This window comes from Actinomadura vinacea, from assembly GCF_039532545.1.
In the GTDB taxonomy this organism is placed as follows: Bacteria; Actinomycetota; Actinomycetes; order Streptosporangiales; family Streptosporangiaceae; genus Spirillospora; species Spirillospora vinacea.
Genome location: NZ_BAAARW010000002.1, coordinates 324,049 through 348,554 on the forward strand (window position 1 = coordinate 324,049; position 24,506 = coordinate 348,554).

The window sequence follows — 24,506 nt, forward strand, 5'->3', positions numbered from 1 at the left end:
ACACATTCAGATCTCGGAGACCAAGGACTTGGAGGGACCGTGCGGGTTGGCGTGATGATCGGGCCGGAGCGGGGTGACTCCGCGCGGAAGGTCGCGCGGATGATCGAGGACGTGCTGTGGGCGGAGGGCGCCGGGCTGGACTCGGCGTGGATCCCGCAGATTCCGACGGACTTCGACGCCCTGGTGGCGGTGGCGCTGATGGGCGCCCGGACCGAGCGGATAGAACTGGGCACGGCGGTCGTCCCGCTGCAGGCCCAGCACCCGATCGCGCTCGCGCGGCAGGCGCTGTCGGCGCAGGCGGCCGCGGGCGGCCGGCTGGCGCTGGGCCTGGGGCCCTCGCACCACTGGATCGTCCGGGACATGCTCGGGCTGCCCTACGAGCGGCCGGCCGGGCTCACCCGCGACTACCTGGACGTGCTGGACGCGGCGCTGACCGGCCCCGGCCCGGTCGACGTGGAGAACGGGTCGTTCACCGTGCACAACCCGCTCGGCCTGGGCCCGGTGGGGCCGCTGCCGGTGCTGCTGGCCGCGCTGGGCCCGGTGATGCTGGCGCTGGCGGGCGAGCGGGCCGACGGGACGGTGCTGTGGATGGCCGACGAGCGCGCGGTCGCCGACCACGTCGTGCCGCGCATCACCAAGGCGGCCGAGGCGGCGGGGCGGCCGTCCCCGCGCGTCGTCGCGGGGATCCCGGTGTGCCTGTGCCGGCCGTCGGAGGTGGACGCGGCCCGCGAGCGCGCCAACCGGATCCTCGGCGAGGCGGAGATCTCGCCGAACTACCAGCGGCTGCTGGACTACGGCGACGCCAAGGACGTCGGCGACCTGTGCGCGGCCGGGGACGAGGAGGCCATCGCGGCCCGGTTCCGCCGGTTCGCCGACGCCGGCGTCACCGACCTGTCGGTGCGGCTCCTGCCGATCGGCGCGGACCGCGACGAGCTGGTCGCCTCCAAGCACCGCACCCGGGACGTGCTCGCCGGGATCGCGGCGGACCTGCGATGAGCACCGGACCGCTGGCGGGCGTCCGGATCCTGGAGGCCGGCCACATCCTCGCGGGACCGTACGCGACGATGATGCTGGCCGACCTCGGCGCCGAGGTGACCAAGATCGAGCCGCCGGGCGGCGACCTGTCGCGGCAGGTGAGCGACGCCTACTTCGCCAGCCTCAACCGCGGCAAGCGCAGCGTCCGCCTCGACCTGACCGCCGCGGCGGGCCGCGCCCGCCTGGGCGAGCTGGTCGCCGGATCGCACGCGCTGCTGGTCAACCTGAAGCCGTCGGCGATCCGGCGGCTCGGGCTCACCTACGAGGACCTGCGCGGGTGGAACGAGCGGATCGTCTGCGTCGCGATCACCGGTTACGGCCTGGCGGCGGGCGACGAGCCCGCCTTCGACTACGTGGTGCAGGCGGCGACCGGCGTCGCGGCGCTCACCGGCGATCCCGAGGGGCCGCCGACGCTGCCGGGCTACTCCTCCGCCGACAACTCCGCGGGGCTGACGGCCGCGCTCGGCCTGCTGGCCCAGCTCGTCTCGGGGCGCGGCGGCCAGGTCGAGGTGTCGCTGCGGGACGTGATGCTCTCGCAGCTCAACTACCGGGCCGCGGCCTACCTCAACGACGGGGTCGAGCCGCGGCGGCTGCCCAACGGGGCGCATTCGTACTACGTCCCGGCCCAGCTGTTCCCCACGGCCGAGGGGCATCTCGCCCTGTTCATCACCCATGACGCCTTCTGGAAGTCCTTCTGCGCGGAGGCGGGGATCGGCGGCTTCGCGTCGATGGCCGAGCGTGCGGCGCGGCGCGAGGAGGTCCTGGACCTGGTGACACGGGCCTTGGGCGCCGACACGGCGCGCGGGTGGGAGTCGCGGCTGCGTCCGCTGGGCGTCCCGGCGGCCGCGGTGCGGACGCTTCCGCAGGCGCTGGCCGAGGCACCCGAGGCGGTCGTGACCGCCGGGGACTTCCGGCTGGTCGGCAGCCCGGTACGGGTCGCGGGCCACGAACCGGACTACCGCCCGCCGCCCCGTCTCGGCGAGCACGGCGGGCTCACCGGCGCGATCGCGGGGGAGGGGCCGTGAGCGGGCGGGCGGTCCTGGTCTTCGACGACCGGGAATACAGCAGGGAGCGGCTGGAGGCGCTGGCCGACGGGCTGGCCGGGACGCTGGCGCGGCGCGGGGTCCAGGCGGGGGACCGGGTGGCGCTCATGTCCTCCAACAGGCCGGAGTTCGTGCTCGCCGTACTGGCGATCTGGCGGCTGGGCGCCGCCGTCGTGCTGCTCAGCCCGGCGTGGAAGCAAGGGGAGACCGAGCACGCCCTGGCCGTCACCGAGCCCGCGCACGCCGTGGGCGACCATCCGGTGCTGGCCGGGCTGATGCCGATGCTGCACCTGGACGAGCCGATCGCGCCGGGCGGCGGGCCGTACGCCGAGCCCGACCCGCACACCGACGCCCTCCTGGTGTTCAGTTCGGGGACGACCGGGCTGCCGAAGGCGGTCCGGCACACGCACGCCTCGATCGGCGCGGCCGTCGGGCACTGGCGGGACGCCCTCGGGCTGACCGGGCGGGACCGGATCCAGATCACCACCCCGCCCTCGCACATCCTCGGGCTGCTGAACATCGTCACCGTGCTGGAGACGGGCGCCTGGATGCGGCTGCACCGCAGGTTCGACCTGGAGCGGATGCTGCACCACATCGAGGCCGACCGGATCACCGTGGAGATGGCCGTCGCGCCGATCGCGCTGGCACTGGCCTCGCATCCGAAGCTGGAGTCGTACGACCTGTCGTCGCTGCGCTACATCATGTGGGGCGCGACGCCGGTGACGCCGGACGTCGCCGAGACCGTCACCCGGCGGACCGGCGTCGGCTGGGTCCCCGCCTACGGGGCCAGCGAGCTGCCCGTCCTGGCCTGCAACCCGCTGGAGGGCGCGCGGCTGGACAGCGCGGGCCGCGCCGTTCCCGGGGTGAGCCTGCGGGTGGTGTCGCTGGAGACCGGGGAGCCGGTCGCGCCCGGCGGGATCGGGGAGATCCAGGCCAGGTCGGAGTCGCTGATGGCCGGATACCTGCCCGAGGCGGCGACGGCCGAGGCGCTGAGCGAGGGCTGGTACCGGACCGGCGACGTCGGCGCCATCGACGCCGACGGCTGGCTGCGGCTCACCGACCGCGCCAAGGAAATGATCAAGGTGCGCGGGTTCCAGGTCGCGCCCGCCGAGGTCGAGGCCGTCCTGCACGGGCATCCCGACGTCGCCGACTGCGCCGTGTTCGGGGTCCCCGACGCCGCCGACGGGGAGGTGATCGTGGCGGCCGTCACGGTCCGCCGCCCGGTCGAGCCCGCGGAGCTGATCGGGCGCGTCGGCGAGCGGCTGGCCTCCTACAAGCGGCCGCGCCGGGTGGTGTTCGTGCCGGAGATCCCCCGCCTGCCCTCCGGCAAGGTGCTGCGCCGACTACTCAAGGAGCGTCATGGACGCCAGACTGACGACTGAACAGCGGGAACTGCGCGAGGCGGCCGCCCGGCTCGCCGGCGAGCTGGGCCCCGGCTCCGTCCACGACCTGGACGACGCCGAGCGCGTGGAGCGGCTGGAGAAGGCGGTCGCCGCGACCGGCTGGCGCTCGCTGCGCTCCGACGGGGCGTCCGGCGTGGAGGCGGCGATCGTCGTCGAGGAGTTCGGGCGCGGGCTGGTCGACGTCCCGCTCCTCGGCCCGCTGCTGGCCGACGACCTGCGCACGGGCACCGGCGGCGGACCCGGACCCGGCCCCGGCCCCGGCCCCGGCCCCGGCCCGCTGACGATCGCGGTGGACGCCGAGGCGTTCGACGCCCGCGGGATGGCGCGGACCCTCTCCCTCGACGGCGCGCGTGTCCTCGCCGGACGGGTCGGCGCCCTCGTCCCCGGGGCCGACCTCACCAGGCGCGGCGCCGAGGTGCTCGGCCCGCTCGAACCGGCCGGGGAACTGGCGGCGGAGGCGGCCGGGCGGTGGCGGGCGCTGGCGCTGGTGGTCACGTGCGCGGACCTGCTCGGGACGGCCCGCGGCGCGCACGCCCTCGCCTGCGAGTACGCCAAGGTGCGCGAGCAGTACGGCAGGACCATCGGGTCGTACCAGGCCGTGGCCCACCTGCTGGCCGAGGGGCTCGCCCTGATCGAGGGGTCGGTGAGCGTGCTGCGGCACGCGGCCTGGGCCGTCGACGAACTGGCGCCGGACGAGGCGGTCCGGGCCGCCCGCGTCGCGAAGCTCTACTGTGCGCGGGCCGCCCGGACCGTCTGCGAGACGGCCGTGCAGGTGCACGGCGGGATCGGCAACACCTGGGAGTGCCTGGCCCATGTGCACCTGCGGCGGGCCCTGACGTCCGCCGATCTGTTCCCCGTCGCCCTGGAGGAGATCGACCTTGGACTTTCGTGACTCGCCTGAGGAGGCGGCCTTCCGGGAGCGGCTGCGCTCCTGGCTCGCCGAACGCGCCGGGACGTTCCCGACCTCGGGCGACGACTACTGGAGACGGCAGGGCGAATGGCACCGTGCGCTCTACGAGGCCGGCTTCTTCGGCCTGTCGTGGCCGCGCGAGTACGGCGGGCACGAGCTGCCGCCCGTCTACGACGTCATCCTCGACGAGGAGCTGGCGCGCGCGGGCGCGCCGCCGCGGCCCAGCCTGGGCTACCTGGTCCAGGGGCTGGGCCGGCACGGCAGCGAGGAGCTGCGGCGGCGGTTCCTGCCCGGAATGATCAACGGGACCGAGCGCTGGTGCCAGGGGTTCAGCGAGCCCGGCGCCGGCTCCGACCTGGCGTCCCTGTCGACGGCGGCCACCCTGGAGGGCGCGGAGTACGTCCTGCGCGGGCACAAGATCTGGACGAGCTACTCCGACGTCGCCGACTGGTGCCTGCTGCTGGCCAGGACCGACCCGGAGGTGCCCCGCCACAAGGGCATCTCGGCGTTCGTCGTCGACATGCGCCAGCCGGGCATCGAGCAGCGCCCGCTCCGCATGATGAGCGGCGTGACCACCGAGTTCGGCCAGGTCCTGTTCGACGGGGCCAGGGTGCCGGCCGACCAGATGGTCGGCGCGCCGGGGGAGGGGTGGGCGCTGGCGATGACGGTCGTCGGGCACGAGCGCGAACCCGCCGAGCTGGGCTTCTCGGCCCGGTACGGCAAGCTCGTCCGCGAACTGGCGTCCCGCACGGACGGCGCCGCCGGGGCGGACGCCCGGGCGGAGCTGGCCTGGGCGTCGGTGCAGACCGAGATGCTCCGCCTGCACGTGCGGCGGCGGCTGTCGGAACGGCTCGACGGCGTCGCGCACGGGCCCGACGGCTCGCTGGACAAGCTGCTCATGACCTGGGTCGAGCAGTCGGTCGGCCATGCGGCGCTCGCGGTGGGCGGGACCCGCGACCCCGAGCTGCTTGGCGCCTACCTCTACAGCCGCGCGCAGAGCGTCATGGGCGGGACGTCGCAGATCCAGAAGAACATCATCGCGTCGCGGATCCTCGGATTGGGAGCCTGACATGTACGACATGCCGGATGAGATCGAGGTCCGTGCGGACGGCCCGCTGAGGATCATCACCCTGAACCGCCCCGACGACCTCAACGCCGTCAACGACGCCCTCCACACCGGGCTGGCCCGGTTGTGGCCCCGGCTGAGCGAGGACCGGGACGCGCGCGCCGCCGTCCTCACCGGGAACGGCAGGGCGTTCTCGGCCGGCGGGGACTTCGCCTACCTGGAGGAGCTGCGCCAGGACGGCGACCTGCGGGCCCGGTCCATCGCCCACGGCCGGGACCTGGTCCTGGGCATGGTGCGCTGCCGGGTGCCGCTGGTCGCCGCCGTCAACGGCCCGGCCGTCGGGCTGGGGTGCAGCCTGGTCGCGCTCAGCGACGTGGTCTACCTCGCCGAGTCGGCCTACCTCGCCGACCCGCACGTGCAGGTCGGCCTCGTCGCGGCCGACGGCGGGCCGCTGACCTGGCCGCTGCACACCAGCCTGCACCTGGCCAAGGAGTACGCCTTCACCGGTGCCCGCATCAAGGCCGAGCGCGCCCTGGAGATGGGGCTGGCCAACCATGTCGTGGCCGACCCGCTGGCCGAGGCCGTGGCGTGCGCCGAGCGGATCGCCAAACTGCCGCGGCAGGCGGTCGAGAGCACCAAGCGGCTGCTCAACCTCCAGGTCGAACGCGCGGTGCTGGCCACGCTCGACTTCGCCACCACCGCCGAGGAGCTGTCCTTCCAGAGCGAGGACTTCCGCGCGATCATCGCCGAGCTGACCGCGGGCAAGGGGTGAGGAGGGACGGGGGCCCGCGGCGCCCCCGTCCGCCCACCGCGGCCTCCGCGTGCGCCCGCGGTGGGCGGCGTCCCCGCGACCGGCGTCCCTGTGCGCGGCGCCGGTGCGGGCCGCTACTTCGGCGGGAACCGGAGGGCGCCGTCGAGGCGGACGACCTCGCCGTTGAGGTAGTCGTTCTCGCAGATGTGCTCGACGAGCGCCGCGTACTCGGGCGAGCGGCCCATGCGCATGGGGTGCGGGACCTGCGGTCCCCAGAACGCCTCCAGCTTGTCGCCGGCCGTGCCGTAGGCCGGGGTCAGGAACGTGCCCGGGGCGATGGTGACGACCCGGATGCCCAGGGGCGACAGGTCCCGGGCGGCGACGAGGGTCATGCTGACCACCCCGCCCTTGGCGGCCGCGTAGGGGATCTGGCCGGTCTGGCCCTCGTAGGCGGCGATGGACGCGGTGTTCACGATGACGCCGCGGGTGCCGTCGACCGGCTCCTGGCGGCCCATGGCGGCGGCGGCCAGGCGCATCACGTTGAAGACGGCGGTCAGGTAGTACTCGAGGGTCTTCCGGAAACCGTCGAGATCCAGCGGCGTGCCGTCCTTGCCGACGAGCCGCCCGCCGGTCGCCGGGCCGCCGTGCGCGTCCACCGAGATCCGCAGCGGCCCCGCCGCCGCGGCCGCCTCGATCGCCGCGCGGACGTCGTCCTCGCTGGTGGCGTCGGTCCGCATGTACCGGACGCCCAGCTCCTCCTCCAGCGCCTTGCCGTGCTCGTCGGCCAGGTCGGCGACGACCACCTTCGCGCCCACCGCGTGCAGGCGGCGGACGGTCGCCTCACCCAGGCCGCCCGCGCCGCCGACCACCAGGGCGGAACTTCCGCTGATCTGCATGGACGTTTCCCTCTCTTGCAAGGAAGGATCTTTGTGCGAGAGAATAGCATTCTCATGAATATCGGCATGCTCCTCGAGATGGCGGTCTCGGCCGGCGACCGGGCGGCGGTGACCACGGGCGGCCGCTCGCTGACCGCGTCCGAGCTGCGCGGCCTCGCCCGCGCCGCCGCGCGCCGGTTCCGCGGCCGCCCGGCCGTCCTCTACCTGGGCGCCAACCACCCCGCCTATCCCGTCGCCTTGTTCGGCGCGGCCCTGGCGGGCGTCCCGTTCGTCCCGCTCAACTACCGGCTCGGCGAGGAGCAGCTGTCCGACCTGCGGTCACGCCATCCCGGCGCGCTGGAGCTGCACCCCGCCGACCTCGACGCCCTCGTCGAACCCGGCGAGCCCGGAGAAGAACCTGAAGAAGCACCCGGGCAGGCGCCGGAGCCGGACGGCGACGCCGTCGCGGTGCTGCTCTACACGAGCGGGACGACCGCCGCCCCGAAGGCCGCGGTGCTCAGGCACCGGCACCTGCTCGCGTACGTGCTGAACACCCTGGAGTTCGCCTCGGCCGGCGTGGACGACGCGGCGCTGGTGGCGGTCCCGCCCTACCACATCGCCGGGCTGGCCAACCTCCTCACCAACCTCTACACGGGCCGCCGGGTGGTCTACATGCCGGCGTTCGACGCGGGGGAGTGGCTGGAGACGGTCCGGCGCGAGGGGATCACGCACGCGCTCCTGGTGCCGACGATGCTGGCGCGCATCGTCGCCGCGGTGGACGGCGACGACGCCGGGACGCCGACCCTGCGCAGCCTGGCCTATGGCGGTGCGCGCACGCCGCGGCCCGTCCTGGAACGGGCGCTCCAGGTGTTCCCCGGGACCGGATTCGTCAACGCCTACGGGCTTACGGAGACGGCGTCGTCGATCGCCGTCCTGGGGCCCGGGGACCACCGCAAGGCGCTGGCGTCGGACGATCCGCTGGTCCGGGCCCGCCTGTCGTCGGTGGGCCGGCCGCTGCCGGGCGTGGAGTTCCAGATCCGCGGCGAGGACGGCGAGCCGCTCCCGACCGGGGAGACCGGGCTGGTGTTCGTGCGGGGCGAGCAGATCTCCGGCGAGTACGGCGGGCGGAGCACCCTGGACGAGGGCGGCTGGTTCCCGACCAGGGACCGGGGACGGCTCGACGAGGGCGGCTACCTGTTCATCGAGGGCCGCGCCGACGACACCATCATCCGGGGCGGCGAGAACATCGCCCCCGCGGAGATCGAGGACGTGCTCCTGGCCCATCCGGGGATCGTGGAGGCGGCGGTGGTCGGCGTCCCCGACCCCGAGTGGGGCCAGCGGCTCGTCGCGGTCGTCGCGGGCGACGGCGAGCCGGAGGAGATCCGGCGGTGGGTCAGGGAGCGGCTCCGCTCGTCCAAGACCCCGGACACGGTCGTCTTCCGCGCACGGCTGCCCAAGACAGACACCGGCAAGGTGCTGCGCCGCGTCCTGCAGGCCGAATTGGAGAACACCCATGCCTGAAGCCGTCATCGTGTCCGCTCTGCGCACTCCCATCGGCACCGCCTTCAAGGGGACGCTGCGCGACACGACCGCCTACGACCTGGCCCACCACGTGGTCGCCGCCGCGGCGGACGGCCTCGATCCGGAGTCGGTCGACGACGTGATCCTGGGGGAGGGGCTCTACGGCGGCGGCGTGGTCGCCCGGCACGCCGCGCTGACCGCCGGGCTCACCTCGGTGGCGGGGCTGGCCCACAACCGGCACTGCGCGGCGGGCCAGGCAGCCGTCCAGGGGGCCGCCGCGAGCATCCGGGCCGGCATGGACGAACTCGTCATCGCGGGCGGGGTGAACTCGGCGTCGACCGCGCCCAAGTCCCGCTTCCAGATGGACGGCGATTGGGCCGACCCCTGGACCCCGCCCACCCATCCCGACCAGCCCGACGCGCCGAACATCGACATGTCGATCACTGTGGGCTGGAACGCGGCGGTCAAGGCGGGCGTGACCCGCGCCGAGATGGACGCCTGGGCGCTGCGCTCGCACCGCAACGCCGTGCGGGCCATCGACGAGGGGCGCTTCGAGGCCGAGGTCGTCCCGATCGACACGCCGCACGGGCGTTTCGCGGTGGACGAGCACCCGCGCCGCGACACGAGCCTGGAGAGGCTGGCGGCGCTGAAGCCGCTGCACCCGGAGATCGAGGGGTTCAGCATCACCGCGGGCAACGCCTGCGGCGGCAACGACGGCGCGGCGGCACTGGTCGTCGCGAGCGACCGGGGCGCCGAACGCGCCGGCCTGCCGGTGCTGGCGACCGTCCGGTCCTGGGCGTCGGTCGGCGTCGACCCGGCCGAGACGGGACTGGCGCCGGTGAAGGCGATCCCCAAGGCGCTGTCCCGGGCCGGGCTGGCGCTCTCCGACGTCGACCTGTTCGAGATCAACGAGGCGTTCGCCGCGATGTGCGTGGCCACCATCGGCCTGCTGGGCATCGACCCCGACCGGGTGAACGTCAACGGCAGCGGCTGCTCGCTCGGTCATCCGGTCGCCGCGACCGGCGCCCGGATGCTGGTGACGCTCGTGCACGAGCTGCGCCGCACGGGCGGCGGCGTCGGCGTGGCCGCGATGTGCGCCGGCGGCGGGATGGGGTCGGCCACGGTCATCGAGGTCCCGGCACCGTGACCGGGCCCGGCCGGGCGGCGCCCGCGGGCGTCCCGGAGCTGCTGGCCGCGGCGCGCGGCGGCTCGCTCCGCTCGGCCGGCCGGCTCCTCAGCCTGGTCGAGGGCGACCGCCGCCATGAGGTGCTGGCCGCCCTGGGCCCGGCTCCGGCCGTCCGGGTCGCGGGGGTGACGGGACCGCCGGGAGCCGGCAAGTCGACGACCATCGCGGCGCTCGTGGGGGCGTACCGCGAGCGGGGGCTGCGGGTCGCGGTGCTGGCCGTCGACCCGTCGTCGCCGTACAGCGGCGGCGCGCTGCTCGGCGACCGGATCCGGATGGCGGCGCACACGACCGACTCCGGTGTGCTGATCCGCTCCCTGGCCGCCCGCGGCCACCTGGGCGGGCTCGCCGCGGCGGTGCCCGCCGCCGTGCGGGTGCTCGCCGCCCTCTCCTACGACCTGGTCCTCCTGGAGACGGTCGGCGTCGGGCAGTCGGAGATCGAGATCGCCGCGGTCGCCGACCCGGCCGTCGTCGTGCTGGCCCCGGGGGCCGGGGACGCCGTCCAGGCCGCGAAGGCGGGCCTGCTGGAGGTCGCCGACCTGCTGGTGGTCAACAAGGCCGACCGGGACGGGGCCGCGCAGACCGTCCGCGACCTGCGCAACGAGACCGGCGCCCGGGTGCTCACGCTCGTCGCCCCGAAGGGCGAGGGGCTCGCGGAGCTGGTGGCGGCGATCGACGCCCACCACCGTGCCGACACCCGCGAGCGCCGGACGGCCCGCGCCCGCGCCCAGATCCTCTCGCTGGCCCAGAGCCGCCTGCGCGAACACCCGGGCCTGGCGGACCTGGCGGAGGCCGTCGCCGACGGCCGCCACGATGCCTACACCGCGGCCGACCGGCTGCTCGGCGACCCGCGCGGGCCGGCCGGCCGGCTCACCCGGTGAACCGGAGGAGGGCTTCCTGAGCGAAGGAGGCGACGAGGGCGCCGTCCTCGGTGCGGACGTCGCCGCGTCCGAAGCAGCGGCCGTGCGCCAGGATCGGGCTGTGCTGGTGGAGCAGCAGCCAGTCCTCGGTGCGGAACGGCCGGTGGAACCACAGCGTGTGCGAGGTGACGGCGGAGGTGAACGCCTTGCCCGCGTCCTGCTGGCTCACGTTCTCGACGGGCAGCAGCGCCGTGCCGATGAGGTTCAGGTCGGTCGCGTAGGCCGTCAGCGCCGGGGCGAGCCCGGCGTCGACCTTCGGGGTGCGCATCCAGATGCCGAGGTCGGGCGGTGCCGACTTCGGGGAGTTCAGATCGGCGTCCGCCCTGGTCTCCCAGGGGATCAGGTCGAACTCGACCCGGTGCTCCTCGCCGAGCGGCGCGGGGACGGGCGGGACGGTCTGGTGGTCCGGTCCGTCCTCGGCCGCGTGCAGGGACACCGAGGCGGTGGCCACGATTCCCGACGACTGGCGGGCGGCGATCCCCAGCGTGCCGAAGGTGCCGCCCTCGTGATGGCGCTCGACCTCGAACCGGAGGGGTTCATCGGATCGGCCCGCCCGGGGGAAGAGGACGTGCAGCGATTTGACCGCCTTGCCCGGGCAGGCGAGCACGGCGGCGCGGGCGAACTGGCCCAGGATCTGCCCGCCGAAGACGCGGTGGTAGTCCAGCTTCTGGTTGCGCCCCTCGAAGACCGCGTGGGCCGGGGGCCGCCCGCCGTCGTCCGACGCCCCGCGGGATTCCCCGCCCGGGGTGAGGTCGTGCAGGTCGAGGCAGTCGAGCAGGTCGTTCCACATGTCGTTCACGGGCGCTCCGGGCGGGGGAGAGGGAGGCGGGGGACGGGGGCACCGGCCTGCGCTCAGCCGAGCACGGCGTGGATCTGGGGGAGGTCGAGGGACGTGCGGATGCCCGGCGCCGCCGCGCAGACGAACGGCACGGCGTTGACGGCGCGGTTCGCGGTGTAGCCCGGCGAGGTCTCGGCCATCCGCTCCAGCGGGAAGGGGAAGCGTATGTCGATGTCGAGCGGCGCGTCCCCGTCGACCGCGATGTGCCAGCCGGTCTCGCGGACGTCCCACGCCGGGTCGAGATCGGTGGTGCAGTACCAGAGGGCGCGGAAGCGCACCACCGCGCGGCCGTCGCGCATGCCCGACACCGTCATCCGCTGCGCGGCCACGGTGCCGGCCTCCAGCGTCCCGGCGGCGATGCGGGTCCGCTGCCGGGCCGTGGCGACCTCGCCGCCCGCCTCTATCGAGTCCAGCGGCATCGACAGGGCGTCGGCGACCACTTCCAGCGAGGGGCCGAAGCTGGTCTTCCCGTGGGACAGGCGGCGCTCGTCCAGTTCGGCGGGCGGCTTCCCGAAGCCCATCACCTCGAAGAGCAGGTCCGGCGAGTCGCGTCGCGACAGGTCCGCGAACTCGCTGATCGTCAGGCCGTCGAGCCGCCGCTGGATGGAGCTCAGGACCAGGGGGACGGCCTCGGTGATGAATCCGGGACTGCTCCCGGTGCTGTGGATGGAGGTGCCGCCCTCCTCGCAGGCGGCCTCGACCCGCTCGCGGACCGCCGGGTCCATGCTCTCGGGACGGTGGAACTCGCCCCTGGTCGTGACGACGTTCGCCCCCGCGGCCAGCAGCCGGCAGACCTCGTCGAAGTCGCAGGCCGCCGCCATGTAGAGGACGCAGTCGGCGCCCAGGCCGAGGACCTCCTCGATGCTGCGGGTGGCCTTGATCCCGGTCTCGCCGAGCCCGCACAGGGGCCCGGCGTCGGTGCCCGCCTTGTCCGCCGAATGGACGTACACGCCGGTCAGGTTGAGGGCCGGGTGCTCGATGACCCCGCGGAGCGCGCGCGTCCCGATGTTCCCGGTGGCCCACTGGACGACGTCGAGCCTTGCCTCGGACATGGGTCCTCCCGATCTCCCTTGGCGAGAACGCTATTCTTCATGGATGAGATGGTCAATACCGAACCGCGAGCGGCGACGATAGCGGATCATCGTTCTGCTGAACGCATGGTTGATTCTCACCAAGTGAAAAGCTAGTTTCCTCATACCGAGAGGAGCTTGCCTGATGGGACGCCGCCGGACTCCGCAACCTGGGACTGTTCGGTCCGCCAGGCCGCCGTCACCGCCCGCCGCACACAGGGCGCGCGCGTGACCGTCTGACCCACCAGCCGGCCGGGGGATACCGAGGAGGAGATCCGTGAAACCGCAGAAGAGCCTCGCCGCCCTCATAGCGGTCGCCCTGCTGGCCGCCGGCTGCGCCCGCAGCGGCTCCAGTACAGAGGAGTCACCCACCGGCACCGCCAAGGCCGTGTCCTACGACTTCGGCGACCTCAAGCGCATCTGCAACGCGGGTGACGCCAAGAGCTCCCCCGCCCAGGGCGTCACCGCCGACACCATCGAGGTCGGCACCCTGACCGACATGGGCTTCACCAAGAAGTCGGAGTTCGTGGACACCGCCAAGGTGTTCACGTCCTGGTGCAACGAGGCGGGCGGCATCAACGGCCGCAAGCTCGTCTCCAACACCCGCGACGCCAAGCTGTTCGAGGTCCGCCAGCGGGTGCTGGAGTCGTGCCGGGAGGACTTCGCGCTGGTCGGCGGCGGTTCGGCGTTCGACGGCACGGGCGTCAAGGAGCGGCTGTCGTGCCTGCTGCCCGACTTCGCCGGCCAGACCGTCCAGTTCGAGGCCAACGGTTCGGACCTGCAGGTCTACCCGCTCGGCGTCGGCCCCTCCTACAGCCGCTACGACGGCTTCTGGCGGTGGCTGGTGAAGGAGGCGTACCCGTCCTCGGCGAGCGCCCTGGGTTTCATCTCCGGTGACAGCCCCGGTCCGAAGATCATCACCGAGCAGGGCAAGGAGTCCCTCACCGCCGCCGGCGGAAAGGTCGCCTACAGCGACCTGTACCCGCCGTCGGGTGTCTCGGACTGGACGCCCTACGCCCAGTCCATCAAGAACAAGGGCGTCAAGGCCCTGGTGTTCAACGGCGACTTCGCCAGCCTCGCCAAGCTCATGCAGGCGCTGACCAACATCAACTACAAGCTCGACTGGATCGACGCCAACGCCAGCGCCTACAACGCGGCGTTCATCAAGATCGCGGGCAAGACGCTCGACTTCCAGAACGTCATGGCCGACCTCAGCGGCATGCACCCGCTGGAGAGCGCCTCAAGCAACCCCGCGACCAAGCAGTTCATCGATCTGTTCCACAAGTACGCTCCCGGGAAGGAGCCGACGCAGCCGGCGCTGCGCGCGTTCTCGACCTGGCTGCTCTTCGCCAAGGCGGCCGCGAGCTGCGGCGACGGCCTCACCCGCAAGTGCGTCTACGAGGCGGCCCAGAAGGAGAAGCGGTGGACGGCGGGCGGCCTGATCGCCCCCATCGATCCGTCCGTGAAGGACGCCCCGCCGAAGTGCTGGAACGCCGTCAAGGCGACCTCGAAGGGCTGGAAGACCACGGACTTCAAGGCCGACAACGGCGTCTACCGCTGCAACTCGGCCCCGTACAAGTACACCGGGACCTACCCCAAGCCGGTGACCCTCCCCGACGTCGGCAAGAGCATGAGCGACTTCAAGTGATGGAGCAGTTCCTGGCTTTCGGTGTGGTGGGGTTGAGCACCGCCGCGATCTACGCCGTCATCGGCAGCGGTCTGGTGCTCACCTACACCACGACCGGCGTGTTCAACTTCGCCCACGGGGCGACCGGCATGCTGGCGGCCTTCGCCTACTGGCAGCTGACCGGCGGGTGGGGCCTGCCGGCCCCGGTGGCCCTGGCGATCGTGCTGCTCGTGCTCGCCCCCGTCTTCGGGCTCCTGCTGGAACGGTTCGTGCTGCGGGACGCCCAGGCCCTCGGCGACGCGCAGCGCCTGGTGATCACGGTCGCGCTGCTGAGCGGGTTCATCGCGGTGGCGCGCTGGATCTGGGACCCGAACGAGGCCCGGCCGCTCTCGCCGTTCTTCGTCGACCGGCCGCCGATCCGCATCGGCCCCGCGGTGGTCACCTGGCACCAGGCTCTCACCATGGTCGTCGCGGTGGCGGTCGCGGCCGGGCTGTGGGCGCTGCTGTATCGGACGCGCACCGGCGCGGAGATGCGGGCGACCGTCGACGACCGGGCGCTGGTCGGGCTCACCGGCGCCGACCCGGTCCGGGCGAACCGGGTCGCGTGGATGCTCGGCACCCAGCTGGCCGCGATCGGCGGCATCCTCATCGCGCCGACCGTCGCGCTGGACGCCCAGATGCTCTCGCTGCTGATCGTCAGCGCCTACGCCTCCGCCATCTTCGGCCGGCTGCGCAGCCTGCCGCTCACCTTCTTCGGCGCGGTCGTCGTCGGCTGCACCGAGAGCTACCTGACCGGCTACCTGCCGCAGAACGACTTCCTGCCGGGGCTGCGGCTGGCCGCGCCCGCGCTGCTGCTGTTCGCGGTGCTGCTGCTGTTCCCGCACCGGCGGTTGCGCGGGCGGGACCGCAAGCTGATCCAGGTGCCGGTGCCGCCGGTGCGCGGGACGGCGGTGTTCGCGGTCTGCATCGTCGCGGGCGGCCTGTTCCTGGCGACGACGCTGGGCGACGAGCAGGCCATCACCTACGGGTCGATGTTCGCGCTCGGCATCGTCGCCCTGTCGTACGTGCCGCTGACCGGGTACGCCGGCCAGGTCTCGCTGTGCCAGTTCAGCATCGCGGGGATCGGCGCGGTCGTGTGGGCGCAGCTCGGCGCGAACGGGGAGGTGTGGGCGCTCGGCGCCACGGTCCTGGTGTCGGCCGTCGTCGGCGCGCTGATCGCGCTGCCGGCACTGCGCCTGTCGGGGGTGTACCTGGCGCTGGGGACCGCCGCCTTCACGATCGTCCTCGACCGGTGGATCTTCACGCTTCCCTCGTTCGAGCTGTTCGGCGTGCGCATCGGGCTGTTCCAGCAGGGGTCGGTGGAGATGGCCGGGCCGCGGCTGCTCGGGTTCCAGGCGGACGAGACCCGGGAGATCATGGTGCTCGCCGCGGTGGTGCTGGCCCTGGCCGTGCTCGGGGTGGCGGCGCTGCGCCGCGGCGCGTTCGGGCGGCGGCTGATCGCGCTGCGCGACAGCGAGGCCGCCTACGCGACCCTCGGCGGCAACCTGCTGCTGGCCAAGCTGATGGTGTTCTCGCTGTCGGCGGGCCTGGCCGGGCTCGGCGGCGCGCTGTACGGGATGCACCTGAGGTCCGTCACGGCCGAGAACTTCAACCTGGTGGCGGGCCTGCCGATCTTCCTGATCGCGGTGATCGGCGGACTGGGCCGGGTCGGGAACGGGGTGTTCTCCGGGGCGTCCTTCGTCGGCCCGCAGGTGCTGGTCAGCGTGGCCCCGTGGACCCAGAACCCGATCGCGCTGCTGACCGCCCTGGTCGGCATCGGGATCAGCCGCCACCCGGACGGGGTGCTGCCCATGATGCGCGCCGGCTGGGAGCCGCTCGGCAGGAACCGGACCGCCCTGACCGCGCTGCTCGGCCTGGTCGCGGCGGGCTGGCTGCTGCATTTCGCCGAGCTGATCAACGGGTGGACGTTCTTCGTCGCCCTGCTGGTCGGGGCGCGGATCGTGCAGAGCCACGCCACGCGGAGGGAGGCGGCCCCGGCCGCCGAGCCGGAGGTCCCGGTCGAATGGTGGGGCGTGCGGCGCCCCTGGCGTGCGGAGGACGGGGAGGTGCTGGGCCGTGCCGTCGCCGGATAGCGTGGCGCTGGAAGTGCGCGGAGTGGTGGTCTCCTTCGGGGGCAACCGAGCTCTGGACGGGGTCGCCATGACCGCCGAGCAGGGCCGCGTCACGGGTCTGATCGGGCCCAACGGGGCCGGCAAGAGCACCCTGTTCGACGTCGTGTGCGGGCTGCGCAGGCCGTCCTCGGGACGGGTCGTCCTGGACGGCCGGGACGTCACCCGGCTGGGCCCCATGCGCCGGGCCCGGCACGGGCTGGCCCGGACGTTCCAGCGGCTGGAGCTGTTCGGCCGGCTGAGCGTCCGCGACAACCTGCTCGTCGCCGCGGAGCTGGGGCCCGAGCGCCGCCGGGCGGACGGCGCCGTCGCCGAGATCCTGGACCGGCTCGACCTGGCCGGCTCCGCCGACAGCCCCGCCGACACGCTGCCGACCGGCGTCGCCCGGCTGGTCGAGGTGGGCCGGGCGATGGCCGTGCGGCCCAGGCTCCTGCTCCTCGACGAGCCGGCGGCCGGCCAGCACGGCGAGGAGACCGAGAGGTTCGCCGCCCTGCTGCGCTCGCTGGCCGACGACGGGACCGCCGTCGTCCTGGTCGAGCACGACATGGGCCTGGTCATGAGCGTGTGCGACGAGGTGCACGTGCTCGACCTCGGCAAGGTCATCGCCGTTGGCCCGCCCGCGGAGATCCGGAACGACGAGAAGGTCCTGGCGGCCTACCTGGGGGACGCATGAACGACCGCCCCCTGCTCGAACTGCGCGACGTGCGCGCCGCGTACGAGCAGATCACCGTCCTGCACGGGGTGGACCTGGGCGTCGCCGCGGGCAAGGTGGTGGCGCTGCTCGGGCCGAACGGCGCGGGCAAGACGACCACGTTGCGGGTCGCGGCGGGCATCCATCCCCCCGCGTCGGGCCGGCTGCTGCTGGGCGGCCGGGACGTGACCGGCGCGGCCCCGCACGATCTGGCGCGCAAGGGCGTCTGCCTGATCCCCGAGGGGCGGGGCGTGTTCCCCAACCTGTCGGTCCGCGACAACCTGCTGATGATGACCTTCACCGGGCGCGGCCGGGAGGAGGTCGAGGAGACGGCGTTCGCCCGCTTCCCCGCCCTCGCCGAACGCGCCGGGCAGACCGCGGGGACCCTGTCCGGCGGCGAGCAGCAGATGCTCGCGCTGGCCCGCGGCCTGGCGACCGACCCCGCCGTGCTGCTCCTGGACGAGCTGTCCATGGGGCTGGCCCCGCTGATCGTGAGCCGGCTCTACGAGCAGGTGACCGAGATCGCCCGGCAGGGCGTCGCCGTGCTGCTGGTCGAGCAGTTCGCGGCCGCCGTCCTGGACATCGCCGATCACGCCGCCGTCCTGGTGCGCGGCCGGATCGAACGGCAGGGCGCCCCCGGCGAACTGCGCACCGAACTGTCGGCCCTTTACCTGGGGAGCTCCGCATGACCTCGACCGAGACACCCTCGACACAGCCACCCTCGACCGGCACGAAGGCCGCCGAGACCGGGACTCCCGCGGGGAGCGCCGCGGAGGAGACCCGCGCGGACCGCTTCGTCCGCGAGCTGGCCGAACTCAAGATCCCCGACCCGGCCGCCGCCCGCGCCGGCCTCTGGCTGCGGCTCGGCGCGACGCTGATGGCGCTGGGACCGGTGCTGGGCGTCGCGGCCTTCCTGATGGCGCACAGCACCCGGGACCCGCTCGTCCAGCGCGACGCCCTGGCCCTCGCCCTCGGCGGCGTCGCCGGGAGCGTCGTGGGCGCCGCGCTCTTCGTGCGGTACTCGCTGACCGGGTTCCTGCGGTTCTGGATGGCCCGCCAGTCCTACGACCTCACCCTGCTCGCCGACCGCCTGATCGAAAGGGACACCCGCCCATGACCTCACCAGCCCCGGCCCTGCGCCCCGGTGAACAGCTCGCCAGCGCCGTCTGCAGCACCCGGGTGGTCGTCGTGCGCGCTCCCGGACAGGAGCGGCCCGAGATCACCTGCGGCGGCAGCCCGATGGTCCCCGGCAAATCCTCCGCCCAGCAGCCGTCGTCCGACCCGGGCGACGCCGTCACCCTCATCGGCAAGCGCTACGTGAACGCCGCGGCGACGCTCGAACTGCTCTGTGTCTCCTCGGGACCGGGCGAGCTGAGCTGCGACGGCGTCCCGATGACCCTCAAGGCCGCCAAACCCCTGCCCGCCTCCGACTGAAGGGAACGCCATGAAACGCGACGACATGATCCTGATCAGCGTCGACGACCACATCATCGAGCCGCCCGACATGTTCGTGAACCACCTGCCGGAGCGGTACAAGGCCGAGGCGCCGCAGCTGATCCACCGGGACGACGGCACCGACGTGTGGCGGTTCCGCGACACGGTGATCCCCAACGCGGCGCTGAACGCGGTCGCCGGCCGGCCCAAGGAGGAGTACGGCATGGAGCCGGCGGGCCTGGACGAGATCCGCCCCGGCTGCTACGACGTGCACGAGCGCGTCAAGGACATGAACGCCGGCGGCATTCTGGCGTCGATGAACTTCCCGTCCTTCCCCGGCTTCGCCGCCCGGCTGTTCGCCACCGAGGACCCCGACTTCTCGCTCGCGCTGGTCCGCGCCTACAACGACTGGCACATCGACGAGTGGTGCGGCGCCCACCCCGGCCGGTTCATCCCGATGGCGCTCCCGGTGATCTGGGACCCGGAGGCCTGCGCGCAGGAGATCCGCCGGGTGGCGGCCAAGGGCTGCCACTCGCTGACCTTCAGCGAGAACCCGGCCGCGATGGGCTACCCGAGCTTCCACAGCGAGCACTGGGACCCGGTGTGGCGGGCGCTGTGCGACACCGGCACCGTGCTGAACGTGCACATCGGCTCCTCGGGCCGGCTGGCGGTGCCGGCCGTGGACTCGCCGCCGGACGTGTTGATCACCCTGCAGCCGATGAACATCGTGTCGGCCGCCGCCGACCTCCTGTGGTCTCGCGTGATCAAGGAGTTCCCCGACATCCGCATCGCGCTGTCGGAGGGCGGGACCGGCTGGATCCCGTACTTCTTGGAGCGGGTCGACCGGACCTTCGAGATGCACGCCACCTGGACGCTGCAGGACTTCGGCGGGAGGCTGCCCAGCGAGGTGTTCCGCGAGCACTTCCTGACCTGCTTCATCAGCGACCCGCTCGGGGTGCGGCTGCGGCACGACATCGGCATCGACAACATCTGCTGGGAGGCCGACTACCCGCACAGCGACTCGATGTGGCCGGGCGCGCCCGAGGAACTGCACGAGGTGCTGGTGCGGTGCGAGGTGTCCGATTCCGACATCGACAAGATGACCCACGAGAACGCCATGCGCTGGTACTCCTTCGACCCGTTCGCCCACGTCCCGCGGGAGCAGGCCACGGTCGGGGCGCTGCGCAAGGCGGCCGAGGGCCACGACGTCTCCATCCAGGCCCTCAGCCACCGCGTCATCACGCCCTCGGAGAAGCTGGAGGGCTACCGGGACCGGGCGCGGCGGGCGGTGGAAGCCGCCCAATGAGCGATGTCGTCCTGACCGAACGGGTCGGGAACGTGCTGGTGGCGACGATGAACCGGCCCGAGGCCCGCAACGCGCTCGATCCCGCGCTGATGGACGGGCTGACCGTGGTGCTCCGGGCGGCCGACGCCGATCCGGAGGTCCGGGCGGTCGTCCTGACCGGGGCGGGCACCGTCTTCTGCGCCGGGCTCGACCTGAAGGCGTTCGCCCGCGGGGCCGACTACAAGAAGCTGCTGTGGTTCTACCACCGGGGGATCCAGACCCCGGTGGTGGCCGCGCTGAACGGCTCCGCGCTCGCCGGCGGCTTCGAGCTGCTGCTGGCCTGCGACCTGGTGGTCGCGGCCGAGGACGCGCGGCTCGGGATGACCGAGGTCAAGCGGGGCCTGTTCGCGGGCGGCGGCGGAACGCTGCTGTCGCAGCGGGTCCCCACGGCCGTCGCGATGGAGATGGGGCTGACCGGCGATCCGGTCACCGCCGCCCGCGCCCACGAGTTCGGGCTGGTCAACCGGGTCGTCCCGGCCGGCCGGGTGGTGCCGGAGGCGCTGGCGCTGGCCGAGCGGATCGCCGCGAACGGCCCGCTGGGGGTCGCGATGACCAAGAAGCTGATGCGCGAGCGGCGCTGGTGCACGCCCGCCGAGGTCGAGTCGGTCTTCGGCAGCGCGGACGCCGAGGAGGGGGCACGTGCGTTCGCCGAACGCAGGCCGCCGGCATGGACAGGAAGGTGACCGAACGGTGGACTTCGAGCTGAACGACGAGCAGCGGCTGTTCCGGCAGACGCTGCGGGAGTTCGCCGACAAGGAGATCATGCCCGTCGCCCCCGAGTGGGAGCGGACCGGCCGGTACCCGGCGGAGATCGTCGAGCGGCTGCGGGAGCTCGGGCTGTTCGGGCTCAACGTGCCCGAGGAGTACGGCGGCCTGGCCGCCGACCGGGTCTCCTACGCGCTGGCGTTCGAGGAGATCGCCCGCGCCTGGCTGGGCGCGGCCGGGCTGTTCGGCCCGCACTCGGTCGCCTGCTGGCTGGTCGCGCGCAACGGCACCGACGGGCAGAAGGAGCGGTACCTGCCCCGGATGGCGACCGGCGAGCTGCGGTCGGGGATCTGCCTGACCGAGCCGGGCGCGGGCACCGACCTGCAGGGGATCGCGACGACGGCCGTCCGGGACGGCGACCACTACGTCGTGACGGGCGCCAAGACCTGGATCACCAACGCGCGCGTCGCAGGCGTGCTGCCCGTCCTGGTGCGGACCGGGAAGGGCGAGCGGTCCCCGCGGGCGCTGTCGGTGCTGCTGGTGGACACGTCCTCGCCCGGGTTCAAGGTCACCAGGGATCTGCCCAAGCTCGGGTACAAGGGGCCGGAGACCAGCGAACTGGTCCTCGAAGGGGTCCGGGTGCCGGTGGAGAACCTGCTGGGCGGCGAGGAGGGCCGCGGCATGCAGCAGATCCTCGGCGGCCTGGAGGTGGGCCGGATCAACATCGCGGCGCGCGCGGTCGGGGTCGCCCAGGCGGCCTACGACGCGGCGCTCGGCTACTCGCGCGAGCGGGAGGCGTTCGGCCGGCCGATCTCCGACTTCCAGGCCATCCAGCTGAAGCTCGCCGACATGGCCACCGAGATCCAGGCCGCCCGGCTGCTGACGTACTGGGCCGCGGCCCGGTCCGAGGCCACCGGCGGCCGGGTGGACATGGAGGCCGGGATGGCCAAGATGTACGCCTCGGAAGTGGCCATCAAGAGCGCGCTGGAGTCGATGCGCATCCACGGCGGCTACGGCTACTCGGCGGAGTTCGTGGTCGAGCGGCTGTACCGGGACGCTCCCCTCATGGCGATCGGGGAGGGGACCAACGACGTCCAGCGGCTGGTCATAGCCAGGTCGCTGGTGTCGGGCGCCGGACGTCTCGGCTGGTGACGCCCGGCCCCGCCCCGCGTTCGGCGGGCGGGGCCGGGCGTGCCCTAGGGGATCCCTCCGTCGACCCGCAGCGTCGCGGAGGTGGTGTAGCTGGAGGCGTCCGAGATCAGGTAGAGGGCGGCACCCACGACTTCGGCGGGCTCGCCGATGCGCTGGAGCGCGTGCGGGCGCACGCCTTCGGCGAGCCCGTCGCGGTCCCAGCCCCGGGTGGCCTGGGTGGCGAACGGCCCGGCCATCAGCGTGTTGACGCGGACCTGCGGCCCCAGTGCCTTGGCCAGGCCCTCGGTGAGGGTGTTGAGGCCGGACTTGGCGGCGGCGTAGGGGACGATGGCCGGGCCGGGCCGGATCGACCCGGTGGAGCTGACGTTGACGATCGAGCCGCGGCCGGCCGCCTTCATCCGCTCACCGGCCAGGACCGAGAGCCGGAAGGGGCCCTTCAGGTTCAGGTTCACGACCGAGTCGAACATCTTCTCGGTGACCTCGGCGAGCGAGTCGTACACCGGTGAGATGCCGGCGTTGTTGACCAGTGCGTCGAGCCTGCCGAAGCGCTCGTAGACGGCGTCGACCAGGCCCGGCAGCTCGTCCCAGCGGCCGACGTGCACGCCGTAGGGCATCGCGGGCCGGCCGGTGGCCCGCTCGATCTCCTCGGCGGCGGCGACGCAGGAGTCGCGCTTGCGGCTGGCGATGACGACGTCCGCGCCGCAGCGGGCGGCGGCGAAGGCCATCTCCCTGCCCAGGCCCCGGCTGCCCCCGGTCACCAGGACGACCCTGCCGGTCAGATCGAACAGCTCCGCCGCGTATCCCATCGCTTCCCTCCCGCACAACGCCCGATAGGACGTTCTCTATGAAGAGAATAGCATTCTGCCTAGCTCAGATTGATATTTCGGGCGTGGTTCCGAGCCGCGGTCCTCAGCCCTCCTCGGCTCCGTGGGCGAAGTGGTCCAGCAGGCGGGACGGGGCGTGGTTGCCCCAGCCCGAGTCCGGCCAGTTGAACCAGCCCGCCGACGCGTACGTGCCCCCGTCCGGGTGGAGGGTGGACCCGGTGACGTACGCGGACAGCCTCGACGCCAGGAACACCGCACAGCCAGAGACGTCGGTGACCACGCCGGGCCGTCCCATGGGGATGGCGACGCGGACGCCGGCCGGGGTCGACAGCGCGTTGTCGCCGCCACCGCGGGAGAGCTTCGCCATGTTGGGGGTCGGCGTGTAGTCCGGGGCGATGTTGTTGACCCGGATGCCGTCGGGGGCGAGTTCGACGGCGAGCGTCCGCGCGAAATGCTCCACGGCGGCCTTGGCGGCCGCGTAGACGGCGAAACCGGGTGCCGCGCGGTGGGCCTCGACGCTGGTGAGGTTGATGATGCTGCCGCCGCGGCCGCCCGCCCGCATCCGCGGCGCCGCGAGCGAGCAGGCGTGCAGGACGTGGAGCAGGTTCACGCGCAGGAGCGCGTCCCACCCCTTGGGCCTGGTGTCGAGGAACGGCGCCCGGAAGGTGCCGCCGACGACGTTGACCAGGGTGTCGAGCCGGCCCCACCGCTCGTCGACCGCCTCGAACAGGGCGGTCAGCGCGTCCGGGTCGCGGGCGTCGCCGTGGTGGACGATCGCCTCGGCCCCCTGCCCGTCCAGCGTGCGGCGCAGGCCGCCGACCGCTTCGCCGTCGATGTCGATCAACGCGAGCCGGACGCCGTTGGCGGCCAGGTCGGTGGCGATCGCCTCGCCGAGCCCGCCCGCGCCCCCGGTGACGACGGCGACGGTCCCGCCGAGGCCGCCGCGTTCCTCGAACCATCCCATGAGAGGCGCGCTCCCTCCGGTCGTCACGAGAGGTAGGTCGAGCCGAAGGCGTCGAGGAACTCCAGCGTGGCCGGGAGGGTATCGGTGCCGCTCGACACCACCGTCCAGGTGGCGCCGGCCTTCTCGATCTCCGCGAACGCCTCCCGGTGCCGGTCCGGCTCGACGGCGGGCGTGTGGATCCCTTCGCCCTGGTAGGAGTGCAGCACGTCGATCCGGTCCGAGCGGCCGGCCGCCGCCGCCGACTCGCGCACCTCGGCGATGGCGGCCGACAGGTCTCCGAGCGAGCCGAGCGCGGGCGTGCGCGCCGTCGTGCTCAGCTGCGACCCGCCGGTCATCGGCATCCATCCTTGTGCCCGTTCGGCGGCGCGGCGGCGGCTCAGCCGGGAGTTGCCGCCGATCCAGATCGGGATGGGGTCCTGGACCGGGCGCGGCCGGGCGATCACCTCGCGCGCGCTGAAGTGGCGGCCCTGGTAGCTGAACGGCTCGCCGCTCCAGTGCAGCGGGAGCACCTCGAGCGCCTCGTCGAACAGGGCGTTGCGCTCGTCCATGTCGACGCCCAGGGCGTAGAACTCGCTCTTCTGGTATCCGGTGCCGAGCCCGAGGATGAGGCGTCCGCCCGAGAGCTTGTCCAGGGTCGCCGCGGTCTTGGCGAGCAGGAACGGGTTGCGGTAGGGGGAGACCGCCAGGTAGGTGAGCAGCCGCAGCCGCTCGGTCACCGCGGCCACGTGGCCGAGCGCGACGAACGGGTCGAGCGTCTGGTGCCCGCCCGAGGCCAGCCAGCGCGCCCCCGGCACGGGGTGCTCGCTGAGCGAGAACCCGTCGAAGCCCGCCCGTTCCGCCGCCGCCGCCACCTCGCCGAGCGGTCCGGCGTCGAGAACGTCGCCCTCGAGCCCGCTCGTCTCCGGGTAGTGGAAGATGAAGCGCATCATCAGAGGATACCTCTCGCTATTTGAGAACCATCCTCTCATGTTCGAGGGCGAC

General features: G+C 73.3%; 24 protein-coding genes. 18 read left to right on the forward strand and 6 right to left on the reverse strand.

The features are described from left to right. Positions 1-39: 39 nt before the first annotated feature. From ABD340_RS03350 to ABD340_RS03375, 6 genes are read left to right on the forward strand one after another with little or no spacing between them, the layout of a single operon-like run. On the forward strand, positions 40-996 hold the full coding sequence (locus ABD340_RS03350) for an LLM class F420-dependent oxidoreductase (protein ID WP_344586881.1): 957 nt from the start codon (positions 40-42) through the stop codon (positions 994-996). Continuing rightward, a complete protein-coding gene (locus ABD340_RS03355; RefSeq protein ID WP_344586882.1) occupies positions 993-2,060 on the forward strand; it encodes a CaiB/BaiF CoA transferase family protein in 1,068 nt (355 codons plus the stop codon). The genes ABD340_RS03350 and ABD340_RS03355 overlap by 4 nt, the downstream gene beginning before the upstream one ends. Continuing rightward, positions 2,057-3,460, forward strand: a complete 1,404-nt coding sequence (locus tag ABD340_RS03360) for a class I adenylate-forming enzyme family protein (protein ID WP_344586883.1) — start codon at positions 2,057-2,059, stop codon at positions 3,458-3,460. Before ABD340_RS03355 ends, ABD340_RS03360 begins: the two co-directional genes overlap by 4 nt. Next, the gene (locus ABD340_RS03365; protein ID WP_344586884.1) at positions 3,438-4,373 is read left to right on the forward strand and encodes an acyl-CoA dehydrogenase family protein; all 936 of its coding nucleotides are present in this window, start codon (positions 3,438-3,440) and stop codon (positions 4,371-4,373) included. Before ABD340_RS03360 ends, ABD340_RS03365 begins: the two co-directional genes overlap by 23 nt. Beyond that, complete coding sequence (locus tag ABD340_RS03370; RefSeq protein WP_344586885.1) at positions 4,360-5,460, forward strand: acyl-CoA dehydrogenase family protein; 1,101 nt, start codon at positions 4,360-4,362, stop codon at positions 5,458-5,460. The genes ABD340_RS03365 and ABD340_RS03370 overlap by 14 nt, the downstream gene beginning before the upstream one ends. 1 nt (position 5,461) lies before the next feature. After that, positions 5,462-6,229 carry an enoyl-CoA hydratase/isomerase family protein gene (locus tag ABD340_RS03375; RefSeq protein ID WP_344586886.1) on the forward strand — a complete coding sequence of 256 codons (768 nt, stop codon included), beginning with the start codon at positions 5,462-5,464 and terminating at the stop codon, positions 6,227-6,229. Positions 6,230-6,342: 113 nt separating this feature from the next. On the opposite strand, the gene ABD340_RS03380 is transcribed toward ABD340_RS03375, so the two are convergent. Further along, positions 6,343-7,104: an SDR family NAD(P)-dependent oxidoreductase gene (locus ABD340_RS03380; protein WP_344586887.1), complete on the reverse strand. Its 762-nt coding sequence runs from the start codon at positions 7,102-7,104 to the stop codon at positions 6,343-6,345. Positions 7,105-7,170: 66 nt separating this feature from the next. On the opposite strand from ABD340_RS03380, the gene ABD340_RS03385 reads away from it, so the two are divergent. Genes ABD340_RS03385 through ABD340_RS03395 form a run of 3 tightly spaced genes read left to right on the forward strand, consistent with a single transcriptional unit; the run spans position 7,171 to position 10,668 of the window. Further along, positions 7,171-8,604, forward strand: a complete 1,434-nt coding sequence (locus tag ABD340_RS03385; RefSeq protein WP_344586888.1) for a class I adenylate-forming enzyme family protein — start codon at positions 7,171-7,173, stop codon at positions 8,602-8,604. Beyond that, on the forward strand, positions 8,597-9,751 hold the full coding sequence (locus ABD340_RS03390; protein WP_344586890.1) for a thiolase family protein: 1,155 nt from the start codon (positions 8,597-8,599) through the stop codon (positions 9,749-9,751). Before ABD340_RS03385 ends, ABD340_RS03390 begins: the two co-directional genes overlap by 8 nt. Next, a complete protein-coding gene (locus ABD340_RS03395) occupies positions 9,748-10,668 on the forward strand; it encodes an ArgK/MeaB family GTPase (protein WP_344586891.1) in 921 nt (306 codons plus the stop codon). The genes ABD340_RS03390 and ABD340_RS03395 overlap by 4 nt, the downstream gene beginning before the upstream one ends. Here ABD340_RS03395 and ABD340_RS03400 read toward each other — a convergent pair. Both ABD340_RS03400 and ABD340_RS03405 read right to left on the reverse strand, forming a co-directional pair. Then, positions 10,658-11,497 (reverse strand): acyl-CoA thioesterase, encoded by an 840-nt coding sequence (locus ABD340_RS03400; RefSeq protein WP_344587143.1) that lies wholly within the window; start codon positions 11,495-11,497, stop codon positions 10,658-10,660. The two genes, ABD340_RS03395 and ABD340_RS03400, sit on opposite strands and share 11 nt — an antisense overlap. Positions 11,498-11,559: 62 nt before the next feature. Beyond that, entirely contained in the window at positions 11,560-12,597 is a 1,038-nt protein-coding gene (locus ABD340_RS03405; protein WP_344586892.1) for an NAD(P)H-dependent amine dehydrogenase family protein, read from the reverse strand. Between the two features lie 295 nt (positions 12,598-12,892). Between ABD340_RS03405 and ABD340_RS03410 the strand changes: the two genes are divergently transcribed. From ABD340_RS03410 to ABD340_RS03450, 9 genes are read left to right on the forward strand one after another with little or no spacing between them, the layout of a single operon-like run. Further along, complete coding sequence (locus tag ABD340_RS03410; RefSeq protein WP_344586893.1) at positions 12,893-14,263, forward strand: ABC transporter substrate-binding protein; 1,371 nt, start codon at positions 12,893-12,895, stop codon at positions 14,261-14,263. Further along, positions 14,263-16,374, forward strand: coding sequence for a branched-chain amino acid ABC transporter permease (locus tag ABD340_RS03415; RefSeq protein ID WP_344586894.1), 2,112 nt, complete (start codon positions 14,263-14,265; stop codon positions 16,372-16,374). The genes ABD340_RS03410 and ABD340_RS03415 overlap by 1 nt, the downstream gene beginning before the upstream one ends. Next, entirely contained in the window at positions 16,358-17,083 is a 726-nt protein-coding gene (locus ABD340_RS03420; RefSeq protein ID WP_344586895.1) for an ABC transporter ATP-binding protein, read from the forward strand. Before ABD340_RS03415 ends, ABD340_RS03420 begins: the two co-directional genes overlap by 17 nt. After that, a complete protein-coding gene (locus ABD340_RS03425; RefSeq protein ID WP_344586896.1) occupies positions 17,080-17,790 on the forward strand; it encodes an ABC transporter ATP-binding protein in 711 nt (236 codons plus the stop codon). Before ABD340_RS03420 ends, ABD340_RS03425 begins: the two co-directional genes overlap by 4 nt. Next, positions 17,787-18,218, forward strand: coding sequence for a hypothetical protein (locus ABD340_RS03430; RefSeq protein WP_344586897.1), 432 nt, complete (start codon positions 17,787-17,789; stop codon positions 18,216-18,218). Before ABD340_RS03425 ends, ABD340_RS03430 begins: the two co-directional genes overlap by 4 nt. Continuing rightward, positions 18,215-18,535: a hypothetical protein gene (locus ABD340_RS03435; RefSeq protein WP_344586898.1), complete on the forward strand. Its 321-nt coding sequence runs from the start codon at positions 18,215-18,217 to the stop codon at positions 18,533-18,535. Before ABD340_RS03430 ends, ABD340_RS03435 begins: the two co-directional genes overlap by 4 nt. Positions 18,536-18,545: 10 nt before the next feature. Then, positions 18,546-19,841, forward strand: coding sequence for an amidohydrolase family protein (locus ABD340_RS03440; protein ID WP_344586900.1), 1,296 nt, complete (start codon positions 18,546-18,548; stop codon positions 19,839-19,841). Then, positions 19,838-20,563 carry an enoyl-CoA hydratase-related protein gene (locus ABD340_RS03445; RefSeq protein ID WP_344586901.1) on the forward strand — a complete coding sequence of 242 codons (726 nt, stop codon included), beginning with the start codon at positions 19,838-19,840 and terminating at the stop codon, positions 20,561-20,563. Before ABD340_RS03440 ends, ABD340_RS03445 begins: the two co-directional genes overlap by 4 nt. 7 nt (positions 20,564-20,570) lie before the next feature. Continuing rightward, positions 20,571-21,737, forward strand: a complete 1,167-nt coding sequence (locus tag ABD340_RS03450; RefSeq protein ID WP_344586902.1) for an acyl-CoA dehydrogenase family protein — start codon at positions 20,571-20,573, stop codon at positions 21,735-21,737. 44 nt (positions 21,738-21,781) lie between these two features. Here the strand turns inward: ABD340_RS03450 and ABD340_RS03455 are convergent, their stop codons facing one another. The 3 genes from ABD340_RS03455 to ABD340_RS03465 all read right to left on the reverse strand — a co-directional run bounded on the left by ABD340_RS03455 (position 21,782) and on the right by ABD340_RS03465 (position 24,454). Then, complete coding sequence (locus tag ABD340_RS03455; protein ID WP_344586903.1) at positions 21,782-22,543, reverse strand: SDR family NAD(P)-dependent oxidoreductase; 762 nt, start codon at positions 22,541-22,543, stop codon at positions 21,782-21,784. 103 nt (positions 22,544-22,646) lie between these two features. Then, positions 22,647-23,525: an SDR family NAD(P)-dependent oxidoreductase gene (locus ABD340_RS03460; RefSeq protein ID WP_344586904.1), complete on the reverse strand. Its 879-nt coding sequence runs from the start codon at positions 23,523-23,525 to the stop codon at positions 22,647-22,649. A gap of 23 nt (positions 23,526-23,548) precedes the next feature. Next, positions 23,549-24,454, reverse strand: a complete 906-nt coding sequence (locus ABD340_RS03465) for an LLM class F420-dependent oxidoreductase (protein ID WP_344586905.1) — start codon at positions 24,452-24,454, stop codon at positions 23,549-23,551. Positions 24,455-24,506 lie beyond the last annotated feature (52 nt).

Coding starts and splice junctions, on each gene's coding strand:
- ABD340_RS03440 (WP_344586900.1), top strand. CDS start 18,546: ATGAAACGCGACGACATGATCCTGATCAGCGTCGACGACCACATCATC.
- ABD340_RS03355 (WP_344586882.1), top strand. CDS start 993: ATGAGCACCGGACCGCTGGCGGGCGTCCGGATCCTGGAGGCCGGCCAC.
- ABD340_RS03465 (WP_344586905.1), bottom strand. CDS start 24,454: ATGATGCGCTTCATCTTCCACTACCCGGAGACGAGCGGGCTCGAGGGC.
- ABD340_RS03415 (WP_344586894.1), top strand. CDS start 14,263: ATGGAGCAGTTCCTGGCTTTCGGTGTGGTGGGGTTGAGCACCGCCGCG.
- ABD340_RS03430 (WP_344586897.1), top strand. CDS start 17,787: ATGACCTCGACCGAGACACCCTCGACACAGCCACCCTCGACCGGCACG.
- ABD340_RS03375 (WP_344586886.1), top strand. CDS start 5,462: ATGTACGACATGCCGGATGAGATCGAGGTCCGTGCGGACGGCCCGCTG.
- ABD340_RS03445 (WP_344586901.1), top strand. CDS start 19,838: ATGAGCGATGTCGTCCTGACCGAACGGGTCGGGAACGTGCTGGTGGCG.
- ABD340_RS03385 (WP_344586888.1), top strand. CDS start 7,171: ATGCTCCTCGAGATGGCGGTCTCGGCCGGCGACCGGGCGGCGGTGACC.
- ABD340_RS03405 (WP_344586892.1), bottom strand. CDS start 12,597: ATGTCCGAGGCAAGGCTCGACGTCGTCCAGTGGGCCACCGGGAACATC.
- ABD340_RS03435 (WP_344586898.1), top strand. CDS start 18,215: ATGACCTCACCAGCCCCGGCCCTGCGCCCCGGTGAACAGCTCGCCAGC.
- ABD340_RS03425 (WP_344586896.1), top strand. CDS start 17,080: ATGAACGACCGCCCCCTGCTCGAACTGCGCGACGTGCGCGCCGCGTAC.
- ABD340_RS03455 (WP_344586903.1), bottom strand. CDS start 22,543: ATGGGATACGCGGCGGAGCTGTTCGATCTGACCGGCAGGGTCGTCCTG.
- ABD340_RS03390 (WP_344586890.1), top strand. CDS start 8,597: ATGCCTGAAGCCGTCATCGTGTCCGCTCTGCGCACTCCCATCGGCACC.
- ABD340_RS03400 (WP_344587143.1), bottom strand. CDS start 11,497: ATGTGGAACGACCTGCTCGACTGCCTCGACCTGCACGACCTCACCCCG.
- ABD340_RS03460 (WP_344586904.1), bottom strand. CDS start 23,525: ATGGGATGGTTCGAGGAACGCGGCGGCCTCGGCGGGACCGTCGCCGTC.
- ABD340_RS03365 (WP_344586884.1), top strand. CDS start 3,438: ATGGACGCCAGACTGACGACTGAACAGCGGGAACTGCGCGAGGCGGCC.
- ABD340_RS03380 (WP_344586887.1), bottom strand. CDS start 7,104: ATGCAGATCAGCGGAAGTTCCGCCCTGGTGGTCGGCGGCGCGGGCGGC.